The following is a 22,081-nucleotide window of genomic DNA, read 5'->3' as shown; positions in this document are numbered from 1 at the left end:
GGGGGGTGCGGGGGCAGCTTGCGTCGGAGGCGCCGAGGGTGCAAGCCTTCGCCCGAGGCCGCAAAGGCGGAGGCATAAGGCGTCCGGCTGGCAAAGGCCAGCGGGCATGCCTATCTGCGGACCGGGCGCATGCGGCCCGCGGGCATCCATTCACACGGGAGAGGCGCATGGGCGCGATCATCGAAATCGACCATCTTTCGAAGCAGTACGGCAGCGGCACCCGGGCGCTGGACGATGTCAGCCTGACCATTGACGAGGGCGAGATCATCGCCCTTCTGGGGCCGAACGGGGCGGGCAAGACGACGCTGATCTCGATCATCTGCGGCTTGGTCGTGCCGACCGGCGGTACGGTCCGCGTGGGCGGCCACGATATCCGCAGCGACTGGCGCTCGGCGCGCCGCCTGATCGGCCTCGTCCCGCAGGAAATCGCGCTGGAACCGTTCGAGAAGGTCATCAACTGCGTCCGCTTTACCCGCGGCCTCTTCGGGATGCCGCCCGACGATGCCCATATCGAACGCATCCTGCGGGCGCTGTCGCTGTGGGACAAGCGCGATGCCGCCACGCGCGAGCTGTCGGGCGGCATGAAGCGCCGCGTGCTGATCGCCAAGGCGCTGTCGCACCAGCCCAAGGTGCTGTTCCTGGACGAACCGACCGCCGGCGTCGACGTGGCCCTGCGCCGCGAGATGTGGGAGGTGGTGGCCGATCTGCGCCGCGAAGGGGTGACCATCATCCTGACCACGCATTACCTGGAGGAGGCCGAGGAGATGGCCGACCGCGTCGGCGTCATCGCCAAGGGCCAGCTGCTGCTGGTCCGCCCCACGGCCGAGCTGATGGGGGATTTCGGCAAGAAGACCCTGACCATCGACCTGGACGCGCCCCTGGCGGCGATCCCCCCCGAACTGGCCGGGCGCGATCTCAGCCTGTCGCCGGACGGCCGGCAGCTTGCCTTTGATTACGATACCCGCGCCGAACGCACCGGCATCGCGCGGCTGCTGGGGGACCTGGCGGCGCAGGGGATCACCGTGCGCGACGTGTCCACCCGGCAATCCTCCCTTGAGGAGGTCTTCCTGTCCCTGGTTTCGGAGAACGCGGCATGAGCGGCATCAACTGGCGCGGCGTGGGCGCGATCTTTCACCACGAGATGATGCGCTTTTTCCGCACGATCTGGCAGTCGCTGGCCTCGCCCGTCCTGTCGACGGTGCTGTATTTCGTGGTCTTCGGCGCTGCCATCGGCGGGCGCATCCAGTCGGTCGAGGGCGTGGAATACGGCGCCTTCATCGTGCCGGGCCTGATGATGCTGACCGTGCTGCAGCAATCCGTCAGCAATGCCAGCTTTGGCATCTACTTTCCGAAATTCAGCGGCACGATCTATGAATACCTCGTCTCGCCCGTGGGCTGGATCGAGGTGACGCTTGGCTTTGTCGGGGCGGCGGCGGCCAAGGCGGTGATGATCGCGCTGGTGATCCTGCTGACCAGTTTCGTCTTTGTCGGCGTCCACATCCTGCACCCGTTCTGGATGCTGGCCTTCCTGGTGCTGTCGGCCCTGGGGTTCAGCCTGCTGGGCTTCATCATCGGCCTCTGGGCGAAATCCTTCGAGCAGCTTCAGATCGTTCCGATGATGGTCATCACGCCGCTGGTCTTTCTGGGCGGGGCCTTCTACTCGGCCAGCATGCTGCCGCCCTTCTGGGAGGGCGTGGCCAAGCTGAACCCGGTCCTGTACCTGATCTCGGGGTTCCGCTGGTCGTTCTTCGGGCTGGCGGACGTGCCGGTGGGGGTGTCGCTGGTCGCGGTGGCGGTGATGGTCATCCTGTGCATGGCGATCATCCGCTGGATCTTTGCCACCGGCTGGCGCCTGCGCGAATGACCGGGTCGGCGCGCCTCAGCGGCGCGCCTGCGTCCCCCCGCCCTGCAGGCTGCCGCAGATGCGGGTCTGCGGGTCCAGCTGCACATATTCGCGGGCGCTGATCACCTGCATCTCCATCGACCGGTTCCAGCCGCCGAACCAGCGGTCGCGGACGCCGCCCCGGTAATAGTTGCCCATGATCTGGTCGACATAGGGCGGGATGATCTGCGTGTTCGGGATGCGGGGCGCGTGAAAGCCGATGCGCGCCTTGGGCCCCAGGCAGGCATTGGGCAGCGTCGTCAGGATCGTGCAGGCCGACCGGCAATAGCCGCGGATGCGCACCTGCTTGCCCGAACTGGCCAGCTGCTGGCGCGTCTGCACCATCTGCAGCACATTGCCGCCCCGGTTGTTCCACACATCGATGAACGGCCCGTTGGTCTGGATGCCCTGCGGTTCCGCCGAAAGGGCAGGAGAGGCTGCGGTAAGGGCTGCCACAAGGCAGAGGGTCAGGCGGCGCTTGAGTGTCATGCGGGGATCATCTCCGGGTTTCGGGGCGGGGTAAAATCACGTTCAGGCGAAGGAGGCGAGGCTCTTCGAAGACGCACGGGCAGGGCCCAGGGTTTCCGGTCCCGCCCTGCAGGCAGCGTCTTTTCCCGCGCGCCCGAATCGCTTATGTGCGGCGGATGCAACAGAACCCGCCCGACCTGCGCCCCGACCTTGCCCGCGCCCGCATTCCCGACGGCGACCGCCGCGACGGGCAGCCGACCATCGGCATGGTCAGCCTTGGCTGTCCCAAGGCGCTGGTCGACAGCGAACGCATCCTGACCCGCCTGCGGGCCGAGGGTTACGCGATCAGCGCGGATTATCACGGCGCCGATGCGGTGGTGGTCAACACCTGCGGGTTCCTGGACAGCGCCAAGGCAGAAAGCCTGGACGCCATCGGCGAGGCGCTGCGCGAGAACGGCCGGGTGATCGTCACCGGCTGCCTGGGGGCTGAGCCCGACTATATCACCGGCGCGCATCCCAAGGTTCTGGCTGTGACGGGACCGCATCAGTACGAGCAGGTCCTGGACGCGGTCCACAGGGCGGTGCCGCCGCAGCCCGATCCCTTCATCGACCTGCTGCCAGCCTCGGGCGTCAGCCTGACGCCGCGCCATTACAGCTATCTGAAGATCTCGGAAGGCTGCAATCACAAGTGCAAGTTCTGCATCATCCCCGACATGCGCGGCCGCCTGGTCAGCCGCCCGGCCCATGCCGTGGTGCGCGAGGCCGAGAAGCTGGTCGAGGCCGGCGTGCGCGAACTGCTGGTCATCAGCCAGGACACCTCGGCCTATGGTCTCGACCGCCGGCACGAGACCGACCGCGGCCACCGCGCCCACATCACCGATCTGGCGCGCGACCTGGGCTCGCTTGGGGCCTGGGTGCGGCTGCACTATGTCTATCCCTATCCGCATGTGCGCGACCTGATCCCGCTGATGGCGGACGGTCTTGTGCTGCCCTATCTGGACATCCCCTTCCAGCACGCCCACCCGGACGTGCTGAAGCGCATGGCCCGCCCTGCCGCCGCCGCCCGCACCCTGGACGAGATCGCCGCCTGGCGCGCGATCTGCCCCGAGATCACCCTGCGCTCGACCTTCATCGTGGGTTATCCCGGTGAGACCGAGGCCGAGTTCCAGACCCTGCTGGATTGGCTGGACGAGGCGCAGCTGGATCGCGTCGGCGCCTTTCAGTACGAGAACGTCAAGGGCGCCCGCGCCAATGACCTGCCCGACCATGTGCCCGCCGAGGTCAAGCAGGAGCGGTTCGAACGCTTCATGGAAAAGGCGCAGGCGATCAGCGCCGCCAAGCTGGAGGCCAAGGTCGGCTCCCGGATCGAGGTGATCGTGGACGAGGTCGACGAAGGCGGCGCCACCTGCCGCACCAAGGCCGACGCCCCCGAGATCGACGGCAACCTGTTCATCGACCAGGGCTTCGAGGCGCTGAGCCCGGGCGACATCGTGGAGGTGACCGTGGACGAGGCCGGCGAATACGACCTCTGGGGCCATCTCTAGGCGCCGCACGGCAAAAACCCTGCCGCCTGGATGCTTGACCCTTCCACGATCCGATCTTTTGCACTAGCCCTTGCACCTGACCGCAGGCAAAGCGAGCGCCCGCCTGTGCGGACAACCGGCGTGGGCCCGTTCCCTGCCGCGCACGAGGTTCGGCATGACGCAGACGATGATCACCATCAGCCCCGCCTTTGATCCGCACGGCCAGCCGCGCAAGCCCGGCGCGCTGTGCATCGGCGCGCAAAAGGCCGGGACGTCGTGGCTGGCGCAGATGCTGGGCCAGCATCCGCAGGTCTGGATCCCGCCCTTCAAGGAGGTCCAGTACTTCAACCACCAGCACATCCCCGAACACCGCCGCTGGATCGCTTGGCATTACCGCAACAAGCCGCAGGAGATCCGCGACCGCCACAAGGCGCGCAAGGTGCCGATGCCGCCCGAACTGGACGCTTATCTGGACGGCATCACCAGCGGCAAGATGTTCCACAACCAGTGGTACAAGCGCGTCTTTGCGCCCGCCCCCGCCCATGCCATCCCACTGGACCTGACGCCGGAATATTCGGCGCTGCCGGAGGAGGGGGTCGAGGCGGTCGCGCGCTTCCTGCCCAAGGCGCGGGTCATCTACCTGATCCGTCACCCGGTCGATCGGGCGATCTCTCAGCTGCGCATGAACCTGCGCCGCGAAAAGCGCATCCCCGCCGGCACCGCGGACTGGCTGGCCGAGGTCGCCAATCCGGTGCTGGACGAACGCGGCGACTATGCCACCTATCTGCCGCGCTGGCTGGCGCGCTATCCCGACATGCTGGTGATCCCCTTCGGGCGCATCTCCAGCCATCCGCACCTGGTGATGGATGCGGTCGAGGCGCATCTGGGCATCGGCCCCTGCTTCTATTCCAACCTGACGCAAAAAGTCTTTGCCAATCCCGACGGGCTGATGCCGCCGCCCGAGGCGGTGGCCGCGCTGGAGGAGCGCATGGCCCCCCAGGTCGAGGCGCTGCGCCGGATCATGGGCGGGGATTTCGTCGCCGCGATCCGCTGACCTTCCCTAGGGCCGCCCGATGCCCTACAAGGCAGCAAATTACAGGAGATTCCGATGGCGTCCTATCAGTTCGTCTACCACATGGACGGCGTGTCCAAGACCTATCCCGGCGGCAAGAAGGTCTTCGAAAACATCAAGCTGAACTTCCTGCCGGGCGTCAAGATCGGCGTCGTCGGCGTCAACGGATCGGGCAAGTCCAGCCTGATGCGCGTCATGGCCGGCATCGACAAGGACTTCACCGGCGAGGCATGGGCCGCCAAGGGCGCGACCGTCGGCTATCTGCCCCAGGAACCGCAGCTGGACGAGAGCCTGGACGTGCGCGGCAACGTGATGCTGGGGGTCGCGGCCAAGCAAGCCAAGCTGGACCGCTACAACGAGCTGGCGATGAACTACTCGGACGAGACCGCCGAGGAGATGTCGGCCCTGCAGGACCAGATCGACGCCGAGAACCTGTGGGATCTGGACAGCCAGGTCGATGTCGCGATGGAGGCCCTGCGCTGCCCGCCCGACGACGCGGATGTCAGCACCCTGTCGGGCGGCGAGCGTCGCCGGGTCGCGCTGTGCAAGCTGCTGCTTGAGGCGCCGGACATGCTGCTGTTGGACGAACCGACCAACCACCTGGACGCGGAAACCATCGCCTGGCTGCAAAAGCACCTGATCGAATACAAGGGCACGATCCTGACCGTGACCCACGACCGCTATTTCCTGGACGACATCACGACCTGGATCCTGGAGCTGGAGCGCGGCCGCGGCATCCCGCACGAGGGCAACTATTCGTCCTGGCTGGAGGCCAAGGCCAAGCGCGTCGCCCAGGAGGCCCGCGAGGACAAGTCCAAGCAGAAGGTCCTGGAAAAGGAACTGGAGTGGATCCGTGCCGGTGCCAAGGCCCGTCAGGCCAAGCAGAAGGCCCGCGTCAACGCCTATAACGAGATGGCCAACAGGACCGAGAAGGAGCGCATCACCAGCGCCCAGATCATCATCCCCAACGGCGAGCGTCTGGGCGGCAAGGTGATCGAGGTCACCGGCCTGAAGAAGGCGATGGGCGACAAGCTGCTGATCGAGAACCTGGATTTCACCATCCCGCCCGGCGGCATCGTCGGCGTGATCGGTCCGAACGGCGCGGGCAAATCGACCCTGTTCCGCATGCTGACCGGCCAGGAGCAGCCCGACGAGGGCACGATCACCCTAGGCGACACTGTGCAGCTGTCCTATGTCGACCAGTCGCGCGATGCCCTGGGCGGCGACAACAATGTCTGGGAAGAGATCAGCGGCGGTGCCGAGCTGATTGCGCTGGGCGACGCGACGATGAACAGCCGCGCCTATTGCAGCGCCTTCAACTTCAAGGGCAGCGACCAACAGAAGAAGGTCGGTACCCTGTCGGGCGGCGAACGCAACCGCGTGCACATGGCCAAGCTGCTGAAATCGGGCGGCAACGTCCTGCTGCTGGATGAACCGACCAACGACCTGGACGTCGAGACCCTGCAGGCGCTGGAGGCGGCGCTGGACGATTTCGCCGGCTGCGCGGTCATCATCAGCCACGACCGCTTCTTCCTGGACCGGCTCTGCACGCATATCCTGGCCTTCGAGGGCGACGCGCATGTCGAATGGTTCGAGGGCAACTTCGAGGCCTATGAGCAGGACAAGATCCGCCGCCTTGGGCCCGACTCGGTCAACCCCAAGCGCGTGAAGTACAAGAAGTTCACGCGCTGATCGGGCCGCGCTGCGGGCGATCAGCAGCGCCCGCCCCCAAGCGCTCCCCGAACGAAAAAAGGCGGCCCGCAGGGGCCGCCTTTCTCATGCGCGGTTGGACAGGATCAGAAGCGGAACGAGGCGCGCAGCTGAACCATGTCGGTGTCCAGGTCCAGGCCGTCGATGTCGGCCACGTCGTCAAAATCCTGACGGGTATATTCGGCACCGACCGAAACACGCTCGGTCACCTTGAACTCGCCGCCGATGCCATAGGTGAAGGCGGTTTCCTTCAGGTCGACCGCACCCAGGTCGGCCGACACGCGGGCGGCGCCCAGGGTGACATAGGGCATGAAGCGGCCCATGTCGTATCCGGCGCGGGCGCGCAGGCGGGCCAGGTCACCCTTGTCGTCGACGGTGTCGATGTCCAGGCGGTTGTAGTCCAGTTCGCCGCCCAGCACGAAGCGGCCGAAGTCGCGGTTGTAGCCGGCATGCACGCCATAGGCGTCGAAATCCGTCGAGTCGTCGACCGAGGACAGCTCTCCGTCCCCTTGGCCGTATTGCAGACCGGCATAGAAGCCCGACCAGTCCGATCCGGCGGCGACGACCGGAGCCACGACGGGCGCCGGGACAGGCTCGACGACCGGGGCGACATAACCGCCCGCATGGGCGGTGCCGGCGGCCAGGAAAGCGGCGGTGGCTGCGAAAGCGATTTTCATCTGCGGTCTCCCATCTTGAATTGGTGACTTCGATCTAGGTGGGGATCGGCCGGGATTGAAGCAAGCCTGCGCATCGCCCCTGCCGCCGCGTGGCAGGCAGGCAACCACGCCCCTGTGAGGGGCCGTGAGGAACCCGCTTAGGCCCCCTTCGCCCGCACAGCAAAGCCTGGTGCAGAGTCTGCAATCTTCCTCACGCCCGGGACGCAGGGGCGCAGCGACCGCGGAGCAAAGTGAAAAACTTTTGACAGGCCTCGGCTGTGTCAGCGCACCTTGCCGGTGAACCCGGGCGGGCGGCGGGCCACCCATGCCCAGAATCGTTCCAAGTCGGGATGCGCGCGCAGCGCCTCGACCGTGTGGACGTTGCGGGCCAGTTCGCCTTCGCGCAGGGTCTTGTGGATGGTCTTGTGACAGATGTGGTGCAGCAGGACCGTCTCGCCCCCCTTGCCGCCCTTCAGCTTGGGGATCAGGTGATGGCGGCTTTGCGGCACGTCGGGCGGGATCGGCCGCAGGCACAGCGGGCAGACCGGGTCTGACGCCATCGTGACCGGCTCGGGGATATACTTCGGTTTACGCATGAGACGGCCTCGCGTTACCTCGGGGCCACGATCTGACCCCAGCCATCGCGAAAGGACAAGCCATGCCGACCCGCCGCCTTCTTCTGGCCTCTGCAGGCGCCTTTGCCGCCCTTCCCGCCCTGGCCCAGGATCGCCCGAACCCCATGCCCGCGGATCTGCGCCGCGCGCTGGAGCGTGACCCGACCGCCCCGGTGCTGGGCAACCCGCAGGGCGACATCACCCTGACCGAGTTCTTCGACTACAACTGCGACTATTGCCGATCGATGCTGCCGGTGATCCAGCAGCTGGTCAGCGGCGATCCGCAACTGCGCGTCGTCTATCGCGAATGGCCGGTCTTCGGGCCGGGGTCGGATTTCGCGGCGCGCGCCTCGCTGGCCGCGCTGCCGACGGGAAAGTATTGGCAGTTTCACGCCGGGCTGCTGACGATGAGGGGCCGGGCCGAGGAGGCCTCGGTGATGCGCGTCGCCCGGAAGGTGGGGCTGGACGAGGCCCGCCTGCGCCGCGACATGGACAGCGAGCCGGTCGAGCGCCACATCTCGATGAGCCACCTGATGGCCGAGCATATGGGCCTGGTCGGCACCCCGACCTTCATCTGCGGCGACGAGGCGGTCTTTGGCGGGCGGACGCTGGAGGAGATGCGGGCGCTGATCGAACGCGGGCGCCGGACGATGGGCACCTAGCTGCGCCGTCCCCAGGCCGCGTCCTGCATCTCGCGCAGGCGCGAGGCCGTGCGTTCGAATTCAAAGCTGCCCTCGCCTTCGTTGTAGAGCTGTTCGGGCTGGTCGGCGGCGCTGGCGATCAACCGCACCCGCGCCTCGTAAAGCGCATCGATCAGCGTCACGAAACGCTTGGCCTCGTTGTAGTTCGAGGCCGACAGCCGTGGCACCCCGTCGATCAGCAGCACGTCGACCGCCCGCGCCACCGCCAGGTAATCCGCCGGCCCAAGCGCCCGGCTGCACAGGTCCCAGAAGCCCGATCGCGCGACACGGCCGGCACAGGCCGGCAGCTCGACCCGGCGGCCCTGGACCTCGACCTGGCAGGGCACGGGTTCCGCACCGTCCGTCAGCTCGTCCCAGGTGGCATCCAGCGCGGACTTGGCCTCGGCATTGGCGGGCACGTGCCAGACCTGGCCGCCGCTGGTGCGGTTCTGGCGATAGTCGGTGGTGCTGTCCAGGCAGACGACCTCCATCCGCTGGCGGATCAGCGCGATGAAGGGCAGGAACAGCTGCCGGTTCAGCCCGTGCTTGTAGAGATCCTCGGGCTCGCGGTTCGAGGTGGTGACCACGACGACGCCCTGGTCGAACAGCACCTGGAACAGGCGGCCCACGATCATCGCATCGGCGATGTCGGTGATCTGCATCTCGTCAAAGCACAGCAGGCGCACCTGGCGCGCCACGCCCTCGGCGACGGGGCGGACGGTGTCCTGTTCGCCGCGCTTGCGCGCCTCGTTCAACCCGGCCTGGATCTCCTGCATGAACTCGTGGAAATGCACCCGGCGGCAGGGGATCTCGCCGGCAGCTTCCGCCATCAGGTCCATCAGCATCGACTTGCCGCGCCCGACGCCGCCCCACAGGTACAGCCCGCGCGCGCCCGGTGCGGGATCGGGATTGCCCACGCCCAGGAAGGCCCGCCATGCCGACCGCTTGGGCGCGGGGGCGGCCTGCATGTCGGCCAGCACCCGGTCCATATGCGGCAGCACGGCTTCCTGCGCGGGATCGGGGCGCAGGGCGCCCTCTGCCACGCGCTGCCGGTAAAGATCGCTGACCCTGCCCATGCCTTGGCCTTTCCTTGACGGCGAAACCCCTGCCACAGCCCCGCGACCCGCCGCAAGGCCCCATCGGCCTTGACCCGCATGCACGGGGCGTGCCACGCCCTGGCCGTGCCCCCCGCCCGAGGTTCCGATGTCCCACAGCCCTGACCGCATCGCCGGATTGCCCGTCCTGTTCGTGATGGCGGCCCAGCCCGAATACGGCCCCGCCCTGCGCGCCCGCATCCGCCCGCTGATGACCGGCATCGGCCCGGTCGAGGCCGCGGTCCAGCTGACGGCGGCCCTGTCGGGCATGGCGGAACGGCCGCGGCTGATCGTTTCGCTCGGTTCGGCCGGATCGGCGCGGCTGGCCCAGACCGAGGTCTATCAGGTGGGCGCGGTCGCCTATCGTGACATGGATGCCTCGGCCCTGGGGTTTCCGCGCGGCTGCACGCCGCTGCTGGACCTGCCGCGGGTGATCGACCTGCCGCACCGCATCCCCGGCCTGCCGGTGGCCAGCCTGTCCACGGGCGCGTCCATCATCAGCGGCCCGGCCTATGGCGCGGTCGAGGAGGAGATGGTCGACATGGAGACATTTGCCCATCTGCGCACCGCCCAGCATTTCGGCCTGCCGCTGATCGGGCTGCGCGGCATTTCCGACGGAGCCGAGGAGCTGCGCGAACTGACCGACTGGACGCGCTACCTGGACGTGATCGACGCCAGGCTGGCCGGCGCCGTCGACCTGCTGGAGGCCGCGATCCGCGACGGCGCGATCCGCCCGTGACACCTCGTGCGCTTGTCCTTGGGGCCGGCGCGGCCTAAACCGGGGCCGGGGCAGGAAGACCGGGAACAGCAGGCATGAGACGCGGCGCAAGCAATCTGGAAGACCGGCCCGGCAGCCGGCGGGTGGGGGCGCTTGGCGCGCTGTGGCCCTTTGTGCGGCCCTATCGCGGGCAGGTGGTGCTGGCGCTGCTGGCGCTGGTCGTGACATCGGGCATCAGCCTGATCCTGCCCCTGGCGGTGCGCCGCGTGGTGGACAATTTCGACGACGGGGCCGGGCTGCTGGACGAATATTTCGGCGCGGCCCTGTTCATCGTGGCGGCCTTGGCCTTGGGCACCGCGGCGCGCTATTTCTTCGTCACCCGTTTGGGCGAACGCGTGGTGGCCGATATCCGCAAGGCCGTCTATGCCCGCGTCATCACCCTGTCGCCGGCCTTCTTCGAACGCGTGATGACCGGGGAAATCCTGTCGCGCATCACTACCGACACGACGCTGATCCAGTCGGTCGTCGGATCGTCGCTGTCGATCGCGCTGCGCAACATCCTGATCCTGGCGGGCGGAATGGCGATGCTGGCCTGGACCTCGATCAAGCTGATGGGGCTGGTGCTGCTGATCGTGCCCGCGATCCTGATCCCGATCATCGTGCTGGGCCGCCGCCTGCGCAGCCTGTCGCGCCAGAACCAGGACTGGATCGCCGCCTCGTCCGGCACCGCCTCCGAGACGCTGCTGGCCGCCCAGACCGTGCAGGCCTATACCGCCGAGGCGCGCAGCATCGCGCGGTTTGACGGCGTCACCGAGCAATCCTATGACGTCGCGCTGACCCGGATCACGACCCGCGCTGTCATGACCGCGATCGTGATCTTTCTGATCTTCGCGGGCGTGATCGGGGTGCTGTGGATCGGCGCCCGCGACGTCAGCGCAGGCGCGATGACCGCCGGCCAGCTGGTCCAGTTCGTGATCTATGCGATCCTGGTGGCAGGATCGACCGGCGCCCTGTCGGAAATCTGGGGCGAGCTGCAGCGCGCCGCCGGCGCCACCGAACGCCTGGCCGAACTGCTGTCGGCCGAGGATGCCCTGACCGATCCCGCCCATCCCCGCGCGCTGCCGCAGCCCGTGCAGGGCCGCATCGCGCTGGAGGGGGTGGGCTTTCGCTTTCCGTCGCGCCCGAACGCGCCCGCGCTGGACGGCATCAGCCTGACCATCCGGCCGGGCGAGACGGTGGCGCTGGTCGGGCCCTCGGGCGCGGGCAAGACGACGGTGATCCAGCTGATCCAGCGTTTCTGGGACCCGCAGTCGGGCCGCGTGACGCTGGACGGGATCGACCTGCGCGACCTGGCGCGGGTGGATCTGCGCAGCCATATCGCGCTGGTGCCGCAGGATCCGGTGATCTTTGCCGCCTCGGCCGCCGACAACATCCGCCTCGGCCGCCCCGAGGCCAGCGATGCCGAGGTCGAGGCCGCGGCACGGGCGGCGCATGCCCATGACTTCATCGCCGCCCTGCCGCAGGGATACAGGACAGTCCTGGGCGAACGCGGGGTGATGCTGTCGGGCGGGCAGCGCCAGCGCGTGGCCATCGCCCGCGCGATCCTGCGGGATGCGCCGATCCTGCTGCTGGACGAGGCCACCAGCGCGCTGGACGCCGAATCCGAGGCGCTGGTGCAGGCCGCGGTCAGCCGGCTGGCCGAGGGGCGCACGACCATCGTCGTCGCCCACCGACTGGCGACGGTGAAGAAAGCCGACCGCATCGTCGTGCTGGACCAGGGCCGCATCGTGGCCGAGGGCAGCCATGACGCGCTGGTGGCCGAGGGCGGGCTTTATGCCCGTCTGGCGCGGATGCAGTTCACCGACGGGCCGCGGGAGGAACCGCAGGTGCTGGACGAGGCTCTGGTCGCCGAATAAGCCGCCTCAGCGCGGCGCGGCATAGATGGCCGACCAATAGACCGTGCGTCCATCCGCGGCGAGGGCCTGACCGATCCCGTAATCGCGCACCTGCGGCAGCAGGATATTGTCCAGATGCCCCTGCGACGCGTTCCATTCGCCCAGGACACGCTGCAGCGGATAGGGACCCGCCGCGATATTCTCGGCGGTGATCCGCGGGGTGTAGCCCAGCAGGCGCAGACGGGCGGCCGGCCCGGATGTCGTGGAGCCGATATGGGTCATGCGCCCGCGCTTGGCCATGTCGCAGGCATGTGCCGCGGCGGCCCGGGCCAGCTGCGGGTTGGGACTGACCTGCGGCAGGCCCGCGCTGCTGCGCGGCCGGTTGGTGGCGGCGGCGCCGGCGGCGTTCTGGCCGGGCGTGGTGGCAAGGCAGGTCGCCTCTCCGGGGCTTCCGACCTGGACGGCATAGGGGTCGGTGGCGCCGGTCGTTCCGGTGCCGCTGACGGGCGCGCAGGCTGCCAGCGCCAGAAGGGCGGCGGTGCGGCAGGCAAGGCCCGCCGGGGACAGGGTCAGGGTCATCTTTGATCCTCCACAAGGCCGCTACTAAACAACGACTACAACTATTGGTTGCATTGATCCATGTTGATCCGGCCCGACCCCTAGGGTGGAACCTTGGTCCGGCGCCCGCCGTTCCTGCGGATCATGTAGAGGAAGACAGGCAATGGCCATCTGGGATTTCGTCAAGGACGCGGGCAAGTCGCTGTTCGACAAGGCGCCGGCCGAAGGTTCGGCCCAAGCTGCCGCCGCCCCCGCGGCACCCGCATCCGGCGCGGCCGCCGCGGGCCAGGACGCGGAAACTCAGCGCAAGGTGGCGGCACTTCGGGCCGAGCTGCGCGCGCTGAACCTGGACGCGGACGACGTGCATCTGCGCCTGCGCGGCGATACGGTCGTCGTCGAGGCCAAGGGTGCTGACCGCGAGGCGCTGGAAAAGCTGATCCTGGCGCTTGGCAATGTCGAAGGCATCGCCAAGGTCGAGGCCGATCTGCCGCCCGAAGCCCCGCAGCCCGTCTTTCATACCGTCCGCAAGGGTGAGACGCTGTCGGCCATCGCAAAAGAGCATCTGGGCGATCCCAACCGCTATCACGAGATCTTCGAGGCCAATCGCCCGATGCTGAACGACCCCGACAACATCTATCCCGGCCAGGTGCTGCGCATCCCCGCCGGTGACTGACAGGAACCGGCCCGACCGACGTGGCGTCCCTGCTGGATGACGCGGCGTTTTTACGCAGGGGGCGGGGCTAACGCCTTGCCCCGTCATGCCTCTTTGGATCATCCTGCTGGCGGGAGGGGTCGGACGTGCCGGCCCGGGACGGAGGGACATGATGGGCAAGTTCAGCACCTATGACGATCGCAACCGGATCGAGCGCGAATGCGCCTATGAGGCGCGCGACCTGCCGGTGACGATCTATGACTTTCTGTCGCGCACGGCCGAACGTTTTCCCCAACGTCCCGCCATCTCGTTCCAGCTGCTGTCGGGGCCGCGCACGCCGGCCACCACCCTGACCTGGCGCGAGCTGCTGGAGCGCGTGACCGAGACCGCGAACCTGTTCCGCAGCCTGGGCGTGGGGCCGACCGACACCGTCGCCTATCTTCTGCCCAACACGATCGAGACCCCTGTCGTCCTGCTGGCCGGCGCGACCGCCGGCATCGTCAATCCCATCAACCCGCTGCTGGACGCCCAGCAGATCGGTGGCATCCTGCGCGAGACGCGGGCCAAGGTGCTGGTGACGCTGCGGGCCTTCCCCAAGACCGACGTTGCGCAGAAGGCGGCCGAGGCCGTGGCCCTGGCCCCCAACGTGACCCATGTCATCGAGATCGACCTGAACCGCCATCTGCGTGGGTTCAAACGTTTTCTCGTGCCGCTGATCCGTCCGCGCGTGAAGGTCCGCCACAAGGCCAAGGTCCTGAACTTCGAGGCCTCCGCCAGCGGCTGCAACCACACGCGGCTGGATTTCGACGATCCCCGGCAGGACCGGGTCGCCGCCTATTTCCACACCGGCGGCACCACCGGCACGCCCAAGGTCGCGCAGCACAAGTATTCGGGCATGATCTACAACGGCTGGCTTGGGGGGACGCTGCTCTTCGACGAGACCGACGTGCTGATGTGCCCGCTGCCGATGTTCCACGTCTTCGCGGCCTATCCGGTGCTGATGTCCTGCATCGCGTCCGGCGCGCATGTGGTGATGCCCACGCCCGCCGGGTATCGCGGCGAGGGCGTCTTCGAGAATTTCTGGAAGCTGATCGAGCGCTGGCAGGCGACCTTCCTGATCACCGTACCGACGGCCATCGCGGCGCTGATGCAGCGTCCCGTGAATGCCGATGTCAGCAGCCTCAAGACCGCCATTTCAGGATCTGCGCCGCTGCCGATCGAGCTCTACAACCGCTTCAAGGCCGCGACCGGGGTCGAGATCGCCGAGGGCTATGGCCTGACCGAGGCCACCTGCCTGGTCAGCTGCAATCCGGTGGACGGCGTCAAGAAGGTCGGCTCCGTCGGCGTCCCGCTGCCCTATACCCATGTCCGGATCCTCAAGCACTCCGACAGCGGCGCCGTCCACGAATGCGGCGTCGACGAGGTGGGAGAGATCTGCGTGGGCAACCCGGGCGTCTTCCCCGGTTCGACCTATACCGAGGCCGACAAGAACCACAAACTGTTCGCCGAGGAGCGCTATCTGCGCACGGGCGACCTGGGCCGGATCGATGCGGACGGCTACCTGTGGATCACCGGGCGGGCCAAGGACCTGATCATCCGCGGGGGCCACAATATCGACCCGGCTGAGATCGAGGAGGGACTGCTGTCCCATCCCGCCGTCGCCTTTGTCGGCGCCATCGGCCAGCCCGACAGCTTTGCCGGAGAACTGCCCTGCGCCTATGTCGAACTGGTCGCCGGCGCCGAGGTTTCGGTGCGCGAACTGGCCGAACATGCCAAGACCCATATCCACGAACGCGCCGCGATCCCCAAGCATATCGAGATCTTGCCCGAGCTGCCCAAGACCGCCGTGGGCAAGATCTTCAAGCCCGACCTGCGCCGTTTGGCGATCACCCGGGTCTATGACGAGGTTCTGGCGGGCACCGGTGCCCGCGTGGCTGCCGTGCGCGAGGACAAGAAGCGGGGTCTGGTGGCCTATCTGGCCCGAGAGGGATCGGTCGACGAGGCCGAGGTGACAAAGCGCCTTGGCCAGTTCACCTGCCCCTGGGACTGGGCGACCGACGTGGCCTGAGCGGGCCGGCCGCTTCAGCCGTTCTCGCGCAGGACCCGGCCGGCCAGATAGAGCGACCCGCAGATCAGGATGCGCGCCCCGGGATCCCGCGCGATGATCGCCCGGATGGCCTGGGCCGCGTCATCGGCGGTGCTGCTGTCGATACCGACGCCGCGCGCTTCGTCTGCCGTTGTCGAGGCGGGCAGGGTGTTCGGCTCTCCGGGGATGTCGATGGCGGTCAGGCTGGCGGCATGGGCGGCCAGCGGGCGCAGATAGCCGGCGATGTCCTTGGTGTTCAGCATCCCGCAGACCAGGTGGGTCGGGCGCGGGGGCAGGGCGGACAGGGTCGCCGCCAGCGCCTCGCCGCCGGCCGGATTGTGGCCCCCGTCCAGCCATAGTTCGGCGCTGCCGGCCAGGTCGACCAGGGGGCCGTGGCGCAGGCGCTGCATCCGGGCGGGCCATTCGGCCTGGGTGACGGCGGCGCGGGCCTGGGCCTCGGTCGCGCCCAGCTGGCGCAGCGCCGCAAGCGCGGTTCCCGCGTTCTCGACCTGGTGGGGACCGATCAGGTTCGGCAGCGGCAGATCCCACAGCCCGTGATCGTCCTGATAGACCATGCCGTCGCGGTCGCGCTGGATCATCCAGTGCTGGCCATGGGCAAAGATGGGGGCGGTCAGGCCTTGGGCCCGCGCCTCGATCACCCGCAGCGCCTCGTCCTGCTGGGGGGCGACGACAACGGGGATGCGCGGCTTGATGATCCCGGCCTTTTCGCCGGCGATCAGGGGCAGGGTGTCGCCCAGATATTGCGTATGGTCGATCGAAACGGGCGTGATGACCGTCAGATGCGGCTGGTCGACGACGTTCGTGGCATCCAGGCGACCGCCCAAGCCAACCTCCAGCAGGGTATAATCGGCCGCGCTGCGCGAGAAGGCCAGGAAGGCGGCCGCGGTCGTGATCTCGAAGAAGGTGATCGGCTGGCCGTCATTGGCCGCCTCGCATTCCTCCAGCACCGCGGCCAGGTCCGGCTCCGGGATCAGGTTGCCGGCCAGCCGGATACGCTCGTGGAAATGCGCCAGATGCGGCGAGGTATAGGCATGGACGCGCGCGCCGCCCGCCTCCAGCCCGGCGCGGATCATGGCCTGGGTGCTGCCCTTGCCGTTCGTGCCGGCGATGTGGATCACCGGCGGAATGGACCGCTCGGGGTTTCCCAGGGCGGCCAGGATGCGGTGCATCCGGTCCAGCGACAGGTCGATGATCTTGGGATGCAGCGCCATCAGGCGCCCGAGGATCTGGTCGGATTGGCTCATGTCGATAACGCCGGGGGCCAGCCCCCGGACCCCCGGGATGTTGGATTGGAATGGACGTCTAGTCGGCCTTGGCGGGCTCGGGCGCGGGCTGGGGCATCGCCTCGGGGACCGGGGCGGGCAGGTCGGCGCGGGTCGGGGCGGACAGCCCGCCCAGCAGCCGCAGGATCGAGATCAGCTCGTCGCGCAGGTGCTTGCGGTGCGTCACCCGGTCCAGCATGCCGTGTTCCAGCAGGTATTCGGCCCGCTGAAAGCCTTCGGGCAGCTTTTCACGGATCGTCTGCTCGATCACGCGGGGGCCGGCAAAGCAGATCAGCGCATTGGGCTCGGCAATCTGGATGTCGCCCAGCATGGCATAGCTGGCCGTGACGCCGCCGGTGGTGGGATGGGTCAGGACCACGATATAGGGGAGGCCGGCTTCCTTCAGCATCTCGACCGCGACGGTCGTGCGCGGCATCTGCATCAGCGACAGGATGCCTTCCTGCATCCGCGCGCCACCGGCCGCGGAAAAGAGGACCAAGGGCTTTTTCACCTTCACCGCGCGTTCGGCTGCGGCGACGATTGCATTGCCGACATACATGCCCATCGATCCGCCCATGAAGCCGAAATCCTGCGCGGCGGCGACGATGGGGGTGCGGCCGATCTCGCCCTCGGCGACCAGCATGGCCTCCTTTTCGCCCGTGGACTTCTGCGCGGCCTTCATGCGGTCGGGATATTTCTTCTGGTCGCGGAAATGCAGCGGGTCGGCGACCGGCTCGGGCACCTTCACCTCGACAAAGGCGCCGCCGTCGAACAGCGCGCCAAAGCGGTCGCGCGGCGTGATCGCCATGTGATGGTCGCAGTTCGTGCAGACGTTCAGGTTGTCCGACAGTTCGCGATGGAACAGCATGGTTCCGCATTCAGGGCATTTGGTCCACAGGTTCTCGGGCACCTCGCGGCGCGAGAACAGCGAATTGATGCGCGGGCGGACGTAATTCGTGATCCAGTTCATCGCGGGCGACCTTGGCTGTTTCCCGCCCCAGATAGGCCGCGACGGGGGGAATTGCAATTGCCGGGGCGGGCGCGGATGATGCCGGCCATGTGGGCGACCCTGTTCTTTTTTTTCCACACGACATTGTCGCTGGTGATCATCGCCCGCGTGCTGCTGCGTCCGCGGGTCGAACCTTCGGTCCGGCTGGCCTGGATCATGGTGGTCGAGGCCGTGCCCCTGGTCGGCATCGCGGCCTATCTGCTGTTCGGCGAGGTGCGCATGAAGCAGGCCGAGGTGCAGCGCATGGCCGACGTGCGCGACCGCCTGACCGGGCTGCGGCTGGCCAACGCGGCCTGGGTGGCCGATGTGCCGGACGAGGCGCGGCCGGTGGCCGCCGCCAATGCCGCCGTGGGCGGGATGGCGGCGCTGTCGGGCAACCGCCTGCGCCTGCTGGAGGAGACGGACGCGGCCATGGACCGGCTGGTCGATGCGATCGACCGCGCGCGGAACCATGTCCATGTGCTCTTCTACATCTGGCTGCCCGACGTCAGCGGCACCAAGATCGCCGAGGCCATCTGCCGGGCCGAGGCACGCGGCGTCGAATGCCGGGTGATCGTCGATGCGCTCGGCTCGCGCGCCCTGGTCCGGTCTGAACTGTGGGAGCGGATGCAGCAGTCGGGGGCGGAATGCGTGACGGCCTTTCCCTGGGGTCTGCCCTTCATCAGCCTGCTGTTCCAGCGCCTGGACCTGCGCAACCACCGCAAGATCCTGGTGGTCGACAACCGCATCGCCTTTACCGGCAGCCGCAACTGCGCCGACATGGCCTTTGCGATAAAGGCGCGGTTCGCGCCCTGGATCGACATCCTGGTCTCGGTCGAGGGGCCGGCGGTGCGGCAGCTGCAATCGGTCTTTCTGGGCGACTGGATGAGCTATACGGGCCGCGACCTGGGCTACATGCTGCAACCGATCGAGCCGGTCGAGGCGCCGGGAACGGTGGCGCAGGTGGTGGCGACGGGCCCGGACCTGCGCGCCGGCAGCGTCTCGGACTGCCTGGCGGGGATGCTGCATGCGGCGCGGGAATCGGTGGTCATCACCACGCCCTATTACGTCCCCGACGCGGCGCTGGACGCGGCGATCCGGGCGGCCGCGCGCCGGGGCGTCCGCGTCACGCTGATCCTGCCCGCCCGCAACGACAGCCTGATCGTCGGCGCGACCAGCCAGGGGTTCTATTACGGGCTTCTGGCCGCCGGCGTGCGGCTGATGCTGTTCGAGGGCGGCCTGCTGCATTCCAAGATCATGACCGTCGACGGCCGCATGGCGATGATCGGCAGCGCCAACCTGGACCGCCGCAGCTTCGAGCTGAACTACGAGGTCAGCATGGGCATCTTCGACCCCGAGCTGGTGGCGCAGCTGGACGAGCGGCAGGCCAGCTATGTGGCACGGTCCGGGGCGATCACGCTGGACGAGGTGCGGCGCTGGACGGCGTGGCGGCGGCTGCGCAACAACCTGCTGGCGCTGGCCTCGCCGCTCTTGTGATCACAGGGGCAGGGCGGTCGTGTACTTGGTCTGGCGCAGCACGAAATGCGTCACCGTGCTGCGGATGATGCCCAGGGGCAGCATGCGGCGCATCAGGAAATGCTCCAGCCCCTCGGCGTCGGCCGCGACGATCTTCAGCTGATAATCATAGGTGCCGGTGATCGTGGCGCATTCCATGATCTGTTCCTCGGTCTGGACGAAGCGGTCGAACCGGGCCAGGGCCTGTTCGGTATGGTCCAGCAGCGACACCTGGACATGGGCCATCGCGTGCAGTCCGGCCCGTGCCGGCGGGACCAGCGCCACCTGACGCTCGATCACGCCCTCATCGATCAGCCGCTTGAGCCGCCGCCAGGCCGGAGAGCTGGACAGGCCCGCCGCCTCGGCCAAGGCCTGGGTGGACAGGGTCGCGTCGCGCTGCAGCAGGCGAAGGATGCGGCGGTCGGTGTCGTCCAAGGGAGGCATGAGGTTTCCTGATTTGGCGGAAATGAGGAAGGATCTGCCCCCAAACCTGTCAGAAAGGCTGAACAAGGCAAGGTTTTTCCCTGGGGCACGGTAATCTGGACCCGAGGAAGAGGAGGACCCGCCATGCCGAAATCGACCGAGTATCAGGCCAAGCATCCCGATGCCGACGGCTTCATCGCCTATGACCCCGAGGAGAACGCCGTCTGGCGCGACCTGGTGGCCCAGCAGCTGCCGGCGGTGCGCCGGAACATGGCCGCGCCCTATCTGCACGGGCTGGACCTGCTGGACCTGCCGCAGGACCGCGTGCCGCAATGTCCCGACGTCTCAACCGTCCTGGGCCGGCTGACCGGCTGGCGGGTGGAGCCGGTGCCCGCGCTGATCGGCTTTGGCAAGTTCTTTGGGATGCTGGCCGACCGCACCTTTCCGGCCGCCAGCTTCATCCGCAAGCGCAAGCACTTCGATTACATCGAGGAGCCCGACATCTTTCATGAGATCTTCGGCCATACGCCGCTGCTGACGGACCCGGCCTTCGCCGCCTTCAGCCAGGCGATCGGAGAGGCGGGGACGCGCTGCGACAAGGCCGATTACAGCTGGCTGATCCGGCTCTACTGGTTCTCGATCGAATTCGGCTTGATGCGTGAGGAGGGGCAACTGAAGGCGCTCGGCTCGGGGCTGGCCAGTTCGGTCACCGAACTGCCCTGGGCGATCTCCGGCCAGCCCGAGCAGCGGCCCTTCGACGTGATCGACATCCTGCGCACGCCCTATCGCATCGACATTCACCAGCCGGTCTATTTCGTGATAGACGATCTGGACGACCTGTTCGCCGCCGCGCACCGCGACCTGCTGGCGGATATCGCCACCGCGCAGGGCCTGGGCCTGCATGCGCCGAAATATCCGCCCAAAGATGCCGCCTGAGGAGATGACCCCCATGACCACCTGCGATCTGGCCGCCCAAAGCTGCGCCCCCTGCCAGGGCGGCATCCCGCCCCTGCCGCTGGACGAGGCGCGCAAGATGATGGACCGGCTGACCGGCTGGACCCTGTCCACCTCGGGCAAGGAGATCACCCGGCGGTTCGAGTTCAAGGGCTTTGCCAAGGCGGTCGAGATGGCCAACCTGGCCGCCTGGCTGGGCAACAAGCAGGGGCACCATCCCGACATCGCCTTTGGCTGGGGCTATTGCAGCGTGACCTTCACCACCCACGAGGCGGACGGCCTGACGCAGAACGACTTCATCTGCGCCGCCCGCCTGGACGCGCTGGTGGCCTGACCGGACCCCGGGGGCCGCGCCCAGTTCACAAGCCTTGTTCCCGGCCCGATCCCGGTTTATCCCGTCAGGGTAGAGTAGCGGGCTGGGCAGCATGGTGAATGCAGGGGTTTCAGAAGCTTGGCCGGGCGGCCTGACCCGCCGCCTGCCCGCGCTGCCCCGCCCTTTGCGGCCGGGCCTGCGATGCGCCGGGTGAAGGCGGTGGGGCAGGGAACCGGCTGGCTGGCCCGACGGATCCGCGCCCGCGCGGCCCGGCAATGGCAACGGATACTGGACGGTGCCGGACAGAACCCCGTTCCGGCCGCCCTGCGGCAGGAGGCCCGTGCATTGCAGCGGGTGCTGACGCGGCTTCTGCAGGCGGCCGAGTTGCGCGACGGCCAGGGGCGCAATTCGCTGTCGCGCATGGACCTGCCCGTCGGCACCGACTGGCGCTGGCGCCCCCAGGTGCTGCGCGCGCGCAGCGGCGCCCCGGCGCTGGTCGCCCCGGCCAGCGGTCAGTGGCTGTCCGACGAGGTGGCGCTGTTCCACGACTGCGCCGAACGGGCGGTGATCCTGCGCCAGGTGCGCAACCGCCAAAGGGCCGATCTGGCCGAATACGGCCTGCGGCTGGAGGTCATGGGCTTTACCGGCGACTTCCTGTCCTATTCCCTGACGCTTCCCCCGGAGGCGCTGCAGGACCTGGGCGGCCACCATATCCTGCGCCTGGAATCGACCCTCCAGGCCGAGCGGCCGATCGCGGTCTATGCGCGGCTGAACATCCAGCAGGGGCCGAACACGGAAAAGATCCTGCGCCAGATGGGCGATCCCATTGCCGGGCGGCACAACCACCGCACCGTGGAATTCGACCTGGGCTATGCCCAGCTGTCGAACCGTTCGGTGGACAAGGCCTGGCTGGACCTGATCTTCGAGGCGCCCTTCATGAACGATGTCTCGCTGCGGGACGTGATCCTGTCGCGCCACAGCCGCGCCCAGATCTGAG

The 22,081-nt window shown here is 67.9% G+C and carries 22 protein-coding genes; 14 read left to right on the top strand and 8 right to left on the bottom strand.

From position 1 onward, the window contains the following. Positions 1 to 167: 167 nt before the first annotated feature. Together ACZ2G3_RS14690 and ACZ2G3_RS14685 are read left to right on the top strand one after the other, a co-directional pair. Positions 168 to 1,097, top strand: a complete 930-nt coding sequence (locus ACZ2G3_RS14690; RefSeq protein WP_470396747.1) for an ABC transporter ATP-binding protein — start codon at positions 168 to 170, stop codon at positions 1,095 to 1,097. Positions 1,098 to 1,102: 5 nt separating this feature from the next. After that, positions 1,103 to 1,864, top strand: a complete 762-nt coding sequence (locus ACZ2G3_RS14685; protein ID WP_419269423.1) for an ABC transporter permease — start codon at positions 1,103 to 1,105, stop codon at positions 1,862 to 1,864. 15 nt (positions 1,865 to 1,879) lie between these two features. Here ACZ2G3_RS14685 and ACZ2G3_RS14680 read toward each other — a convergent pair whose 3' ends face one another. Then, the gene (locus tag ACZ2G3_RS14680) at positions 1,880 to 2,371 is read right to left on the bottom strand and encodes a hypothetical protein (RefSeq protein ID WP_470396746.1); all 492 of its coding nucleotides are present in this window, start codon (positions 2,369 to 2,371) and stop codon (positions 1,880 to 1,882) included. 155 nt (positions 2,372 to 2,526) lie between these two features. On the opposite strand from ACZ2G3_RS14680, the gene rimO reads away from it, so the two are divergent. The 3 genes from rimO (at position 2,527) to ettA (ending at position 6,637) form a co-directional block, all read left to right on the top strand. Further along, positions 2,527 to 3,894, top strand: coding sequence for a 30S ribosomal protein S12 methylthiotransferase RimO (rimO, locus tag ACZ2G3_RS14675; RefSeq protein ID WP_470396745.1), 1,368 nt, complete (start codon positions 2,527 to 2,529; stop codon positions 3,892 to 3,894). A 154-nt stretch (positions 3,895 to 4,048) separates the two neighbouring features. Continuing rightward, positions 4,049 to 4,927: a sulfotransferase family protein gene (locus tag ACZ2G3_RS14670; RefSeq protein WP_470396744.1), complete on the top strand. Its 879-nt coding sequence runs from the start codon at positions 4,049 to 4,051 to the stop codon at positions 4,925 to 4,927. Between the two features lie 54 nt (positions 4,928 to 4,981). Then, positions 4,982 to 6,637: an energy-dependent translational throttle protein EttA gene (gene ettA / locus ACZ2G3_RS14665; RefSeq protein WP_470396743.1), complete on the top strand. Its 1,656-nt coding sequence runs from the start codon at positions 4,982 to 4,984 to the stop codon at positions 6,635 to 6,637. Between the two features lie 104 nt (positions 6,638 to 6,741). On the opposite strand, the gene ACZ2G3_RS14660 is transcribed toward ettA, so the two are convergent. Both ACZ2G3_RS14660 and ACZ2G3_RS14655 read right to left on the bottom strand, forming a co-directional pair. Further along, positions 6,742 to 7,332, bottom strand: a complete 591-nt coding sequence (locus ACZ2G3_RS14660; protein ID WP_470396742.1) for an outer membrane protein — start codon at positions 7,330 to 7,332, stop codon at positions 6,742 to 6,744. A gap of 260 nt (positions 7,333 to 7,592) precedes the next feature. Beyond that, complete coding sequence (locus tag ACZ2G3_RS14655; protein WP_419269329.1) at positions 7,593 to 7,907, bottom strand: HNH endonuclease; 315 nt, start codon at positions 7,905 to 7,907, stop codon at positions 7,593 to 7,595. Between the two features lie 62 nt (positions 7,908 to 7,969). On the opposite strand from ACZ2G3_RS14655, the gene ACZ2G3_RS14650 reads away from it, so the two are divergent. Continuing rightward, positions 7,970 to 8,587, top strand: coding sequence for a DsbA family protein (locus ACZ2G3_RS14650; protein WP_470396741.1), 618 nt, complete (start codon positions 7,970 to 7,972; stop codon positions 8,585 to 8,587). Here the strand turns inward: ACZ2G3_RS14650 and zapE are convergent. After that, complete coding sequence (zapE, locus tag ACZ2G3_RS14645) at positions 8,584 to 9,681, bottom strand: cell division protein ZapE (protein WP_470396740.1); 1,098 nt, start codon at positions 9,679 to 9,681, stop codon at positions 8,584 to 8,586. The two genes, ACZ2G3_RS14650 and zapE, sit on opposite strands and share 4 nt — an antisense overlap. A gap of 127 nt (positions 9,682 to 9,808) precedes the next feature. On the opposite strand from zapE, the gene ACZ2G3_RS14640 reads away from it, so the two are divergent. Together ACZ2G3_RS14640 and ACZ2G3_RS14635 are read left to right on the top strand one after the other, a co-directional pair. Continuing rightward, positions 9,809 to 10,438, top strand: coding sequence for a 5'-methylthioadenosine/S-adenosylhomocysteine nucleosidase (locus ACZ2G3_RS14640; RefSeq protein WP_470396739.1), 630 nt, complete (start codon positions 9,809 to 9,811; stop codon positions 10,436 to 10,438). A 74-nt stretch (positions 10,439 to 10,512) separates the two neighbouring features. After that, positions 10,513 to 12,333 carry an ABC transporter transmembrane domain-containing protein gene (locus ACZ2G3_RS14635; RefSeq protein ID WP_470396738.1) on the top strand — a complete coding sequence of 607 codons (1,821 nt, stop codon included), beginning with the start codon at positions 10,513 to 10,515 and terminating at the stop codon, positions 12,331 to 12,333. A gap of 6 nt (positions 12,334 to 12,339) precedes the next feature. Here the strand turns inward: ACZ2G3_RS14635 and ACZ2G3_RS14630 are convergent, their stop codons facing one another. After that, positions 12,340 to 12,891 (bottom strand): CAP domain-containing protein, encoded by a 552-nt coding sequence (locus ACZ2G3_RS14630; RefSeq protein ID WP_470396737.1) that lies wholly within the window; start codon positions 12,889 to 12,891, stop codon positions 12,340 to 12,342. A gap of 142 nt (positions 12,892 to 13,033) precedes the next feature. Between ACZ2G3_RS14630 and lysM the strand changes: the two genes are divergently transcribed. Then, positions 13,034 to 13,543, top strand: a complete 510-nt coding sequence (gene lysM / locus ACZ2G3_RS14625; protein ID WP_470396736.1) for a peptidoglycan-binding protein LysM — start codon at positions 13,034 to 13,036, stop codon at positions 13,541 to 13,543. A gap of 151 nt (positions 13,544 to 13,694) precedes the next feature. Beyond that, the gene (locus tag ACZ2G3_RS14620; protein WP_470399160.1) at positions 13,695 to 15,590 is read left to right on the top strand and encodes an acyl-CoA synthetase; all 1,896 of its coding nucleotides are present in this window, start codon (positions 13,695 to 13,697) and stop codon (positions 15,588 to 15,590) included. A gap of 14 nt (positions 15,591 to 15,604) precedes the next feature. Here ACZ2G3_RS14620 and ACZ2G3_RS14615 read toward each other — a convergent pair whose 3' ends face one another. Together ACZ2G3_RS14615 and accD are read right to left on the bottom strand one after the other, a co-directional pair. Continuing rightward, positions 15,605 to 16,879 carry a bifunctional folylpolyglutamate synthase/dihydrofolate synthase gene (locus ACZ2G3_RS14615; protein WP_470399158.1) on the bottom strand — a complete coding sequence of 425 codons (1,275 nt, stop codon included), beginning with the start codon at positions 16,877 to 16,879 and terminating at the stop codon, positions 15,605 to 15,607. A gap of 52 nt (positions 16,880 to 16,931) precedes the next feature. Next, positions 16,932 to 17,861, bottom strand: coding sequence for an acetyl-CoA carboxylase, carboxyltransferase subunit beta (gene accD, locus ACZ2G3_RS14610; protein ID WP_470396735.1), 930 nt, complete (start codon positions 17,859 to 17,861; stop codon positions 16,932 to 16,934). 87 nt (positions 17,862 to 17,948) lie between these two features. Between accD and cls the strand changes: the two genes are divergently transcribed. Beyond that, positions 17,949 to 19,376, top strand: coding sequence for a cardiolipin synthase (gene cls, locus ACZ2G3_RS14605; protein ID WP_419269313.1), 1,428 nt, complete (start codon positions 17,949 to 17,951; stop codon positions 19,374 to 19,376). On the opposite strand, the gene ACZ2G3_RS14600 is transcribed toward cls, so the two are convergent. After that, the gene (locus ACZ2G3_RS14600; protein ID WP_470396734.1) at positions 19,377 to 19,838 is read right to left on the bottom strand and encodes an Lrp/AsnC family transcriptional regulator; all 462 of its coding nucleotides are present in this window, start codon (positions 19,836 to 19,838) and stop codon (positions 19,377 to 19,379) included. 123 nt (positions 19,839 to 19,961) lie between these two features. On the opposite strand from ACZ2G3_RS14600, the gene ACZ2G3_RS14595 reads away from it, so the two are divergent. The 3 genes from ACZ2G3_RS14595 to ACZ2G3_RS14585 all read left to right on the top strand — a co-directional run bounded on the left by ACZ2G3_RS14595 (position 19,962) and on the right by ACZ2G3_RS14585 (position 22,080). After that, on the top strand, positions 19,962 to 20,753 hold the full coding sequence (locus tag ACZ2G3_RS14595; RefSeq protein ID WP_470396733.1) for a phenylalanine 4-monooxygenase: 792 nt from the start codon (positions 19,962 to 19,964) through the stop codon (positions 20,751 to 20,753). A gap of 13 nt (positions 20,754 to 20,766) precedes the next feature. Next, positions 20,767 to 21,105, top strand: a complete 339-nt coding sequence (locus ACZ2G3_RS14590) for a 4a-hydroxytetrahydrobiopterin dehydratase (protein ID WP_470396732.1) — start codon at positions 20,767 to 20,769, stop codon at positions 21,103 to 21,105. A gap of 180 nt (positions 21,106 to 21,285) precedes the next feature. Beyond that, positions 21,286 to 22,080: a DUF6478 family protein gene (locus tag ACZ2G3_RS14585; protein ID WP_470396731.1), complete on the top strand. Its 795-nt coding sequence runs from the start codon at positions 21,286 to 21,288 to the stop codon at positions 22,078 to 22,080. The last annotated feature ends 1 nt before the right edge of the window (position 22,081 follow it).

It is taken from the genome of Paracoccus sp. KKT209 (assembly GCF_055635455.1).
This window is presented reverse-complemented; position numbering and strand designations above follow the sequence as displayed.

Excerpts from the sequence above, each read along its gene's own strand:
- accD (WP_470396735.1), bottom strand. The coding sequence starts at position 17,861 with ATGAACTGGATCACGAATTACGTCCGCCCGCGCATCAATTCGCTGTTC.
- ettA (WP_470396743.1), top strand. The coding sequence starts at position 4,982 with ATGGCGTCCTATCAGTTCGTCTACCACATGGACGGCGTGTCCAAGACC.
- lysM (WP_470396736.1), top strand. The coding sequence starts at position 13,034 with ATGGCCATCTGGGATTTCGTCAAGGACGCGGGCAAGTCGCTGTTCGAC.
- ACZ2G3_RS14650 (WP_470396741.1), top strand. The coding sequence starts at position 7,970 with ATGCCGACCCGCCGCCTTCTTCTGGCCTCTGCAGGCGCCTTTGCCGCC.
- ACZ2G3_RS14660 (WP_470396742.1), bottom strand. The coding sequence starts at position 7,332 with ATGAAAATCGCTTTCGCAGCCACCGCCGCTTTCCTGGCCGCCGGCACC.
- ACZ2G3_RS14670 (WP_470396744.1), top strand. The coding sequence starts at position 4,049 with ATGACGCAGACGATGATCACCATCAGCCCCGCCTTTGATCCGCACGGC.
- ACZ2G3_RS14620 (WP_470399160.1), top strand. The coding sequence starts at position 13,695 with ATGGGCAAGTTCAGCACCTATGACGATCGCAACCGGATCGAGCGCGAA.
- rimO (WP_470396745.1), top strand. The coding sequence starts at position 2,527 with ATGCAACAGAACCCGCCCGACCTGCGCCCCGACCTTGCCCGCGCCCGC.
- ACZ2G3_RS14590 (WP_470396732.1), top strand. The coding sequence starts at position 20,767 with ATGACCACCTGCGATCTGGCCGCCCAAAGCTGCGCCCCCTGCCAGGGC.
- ACZ2G3_RS14635 (WP_470396738.1), top strand. The coding sequence starts at position 10,513 with ATGAGACGCGGCGCAAGCAATCTGGAAGACCGGCCCGGCAGCCGGCGG.
- ACZ2G3_RS14595 (WP_470396733.1), top strand. The coding sequence starts at position 19,962 with ATGCCGAAATCGACCGAGTATCAGGCCAAGCATCCCGATGCCGACGGC.
- zapE (WP_470396740.1), bottom strand. The coding sequence starts at position 9,681 with ATGGGCAGGGTCAGCGATCTTTACCGGCAGCGCGTGGCAGAGGGCGCC.
- ACZ2G3_RS14690 (WP_470396747.1), top strand. The coding sequence starts at position 168 with ATGGGCGCGATCATCGAAATCGACCATCTTTCGAAGCAGTACGGCAGC.
- ACZ2G3_RS14585 (WP_470396731.1), top strand. The coding sequence starts at position 21,286 with ATGCGCCGGGTGAAGGCGGTGGGGCAGGGAACCGGCTGGCTGGCCCGA.
- ACZ2G3_RS14640 (WP_470396739.1), top strand. The coding sequence starts at position 9,809 with ATGTCCCACAGCCCTGACCGCATCGCCGGATTGCCCGTCCTGTTCGTG.
- ACZ2G3_RS14630 (WP_470396737.1), bottom strand. The coding sequence starts at position 12,891 with ATGACCCTGACCCTGTCCCCGGCGGGCCTTGCCTGCCGCACCGCCGCC.
- cls (WP_419269313.1), top strand. The coding sequence starts at position 17,949 with ATGTGGGCGACCCTGTTCTTTTTTTTCCACACGACATTGTCGCTGGTG.
- ACZ2G3_RS14655 (WP_419269329.1), bottom strand. The coding sequence starts at position 7,907 with ATGCGTAAACCGAAGTATATCCCCGAGCCGGTCACGATGGCGTCAGAC.
- ACZ2G3_RS14680 (WP_470396746.1), bottom strand. The coding sequence starts at position 2,371 with ATGACACTCAAGCGCCGCCTGACCCTCTGCCTTGTGGCAGCCCTTACC.
- ACZ2G3_RS14600 (WP_470396734.1), bottom strand. The coding sequence starts at position 19,838 with ATGCCTCCCTTGGACGACACCGACCGCCGCATCCTTCGCCTGCTGCAG.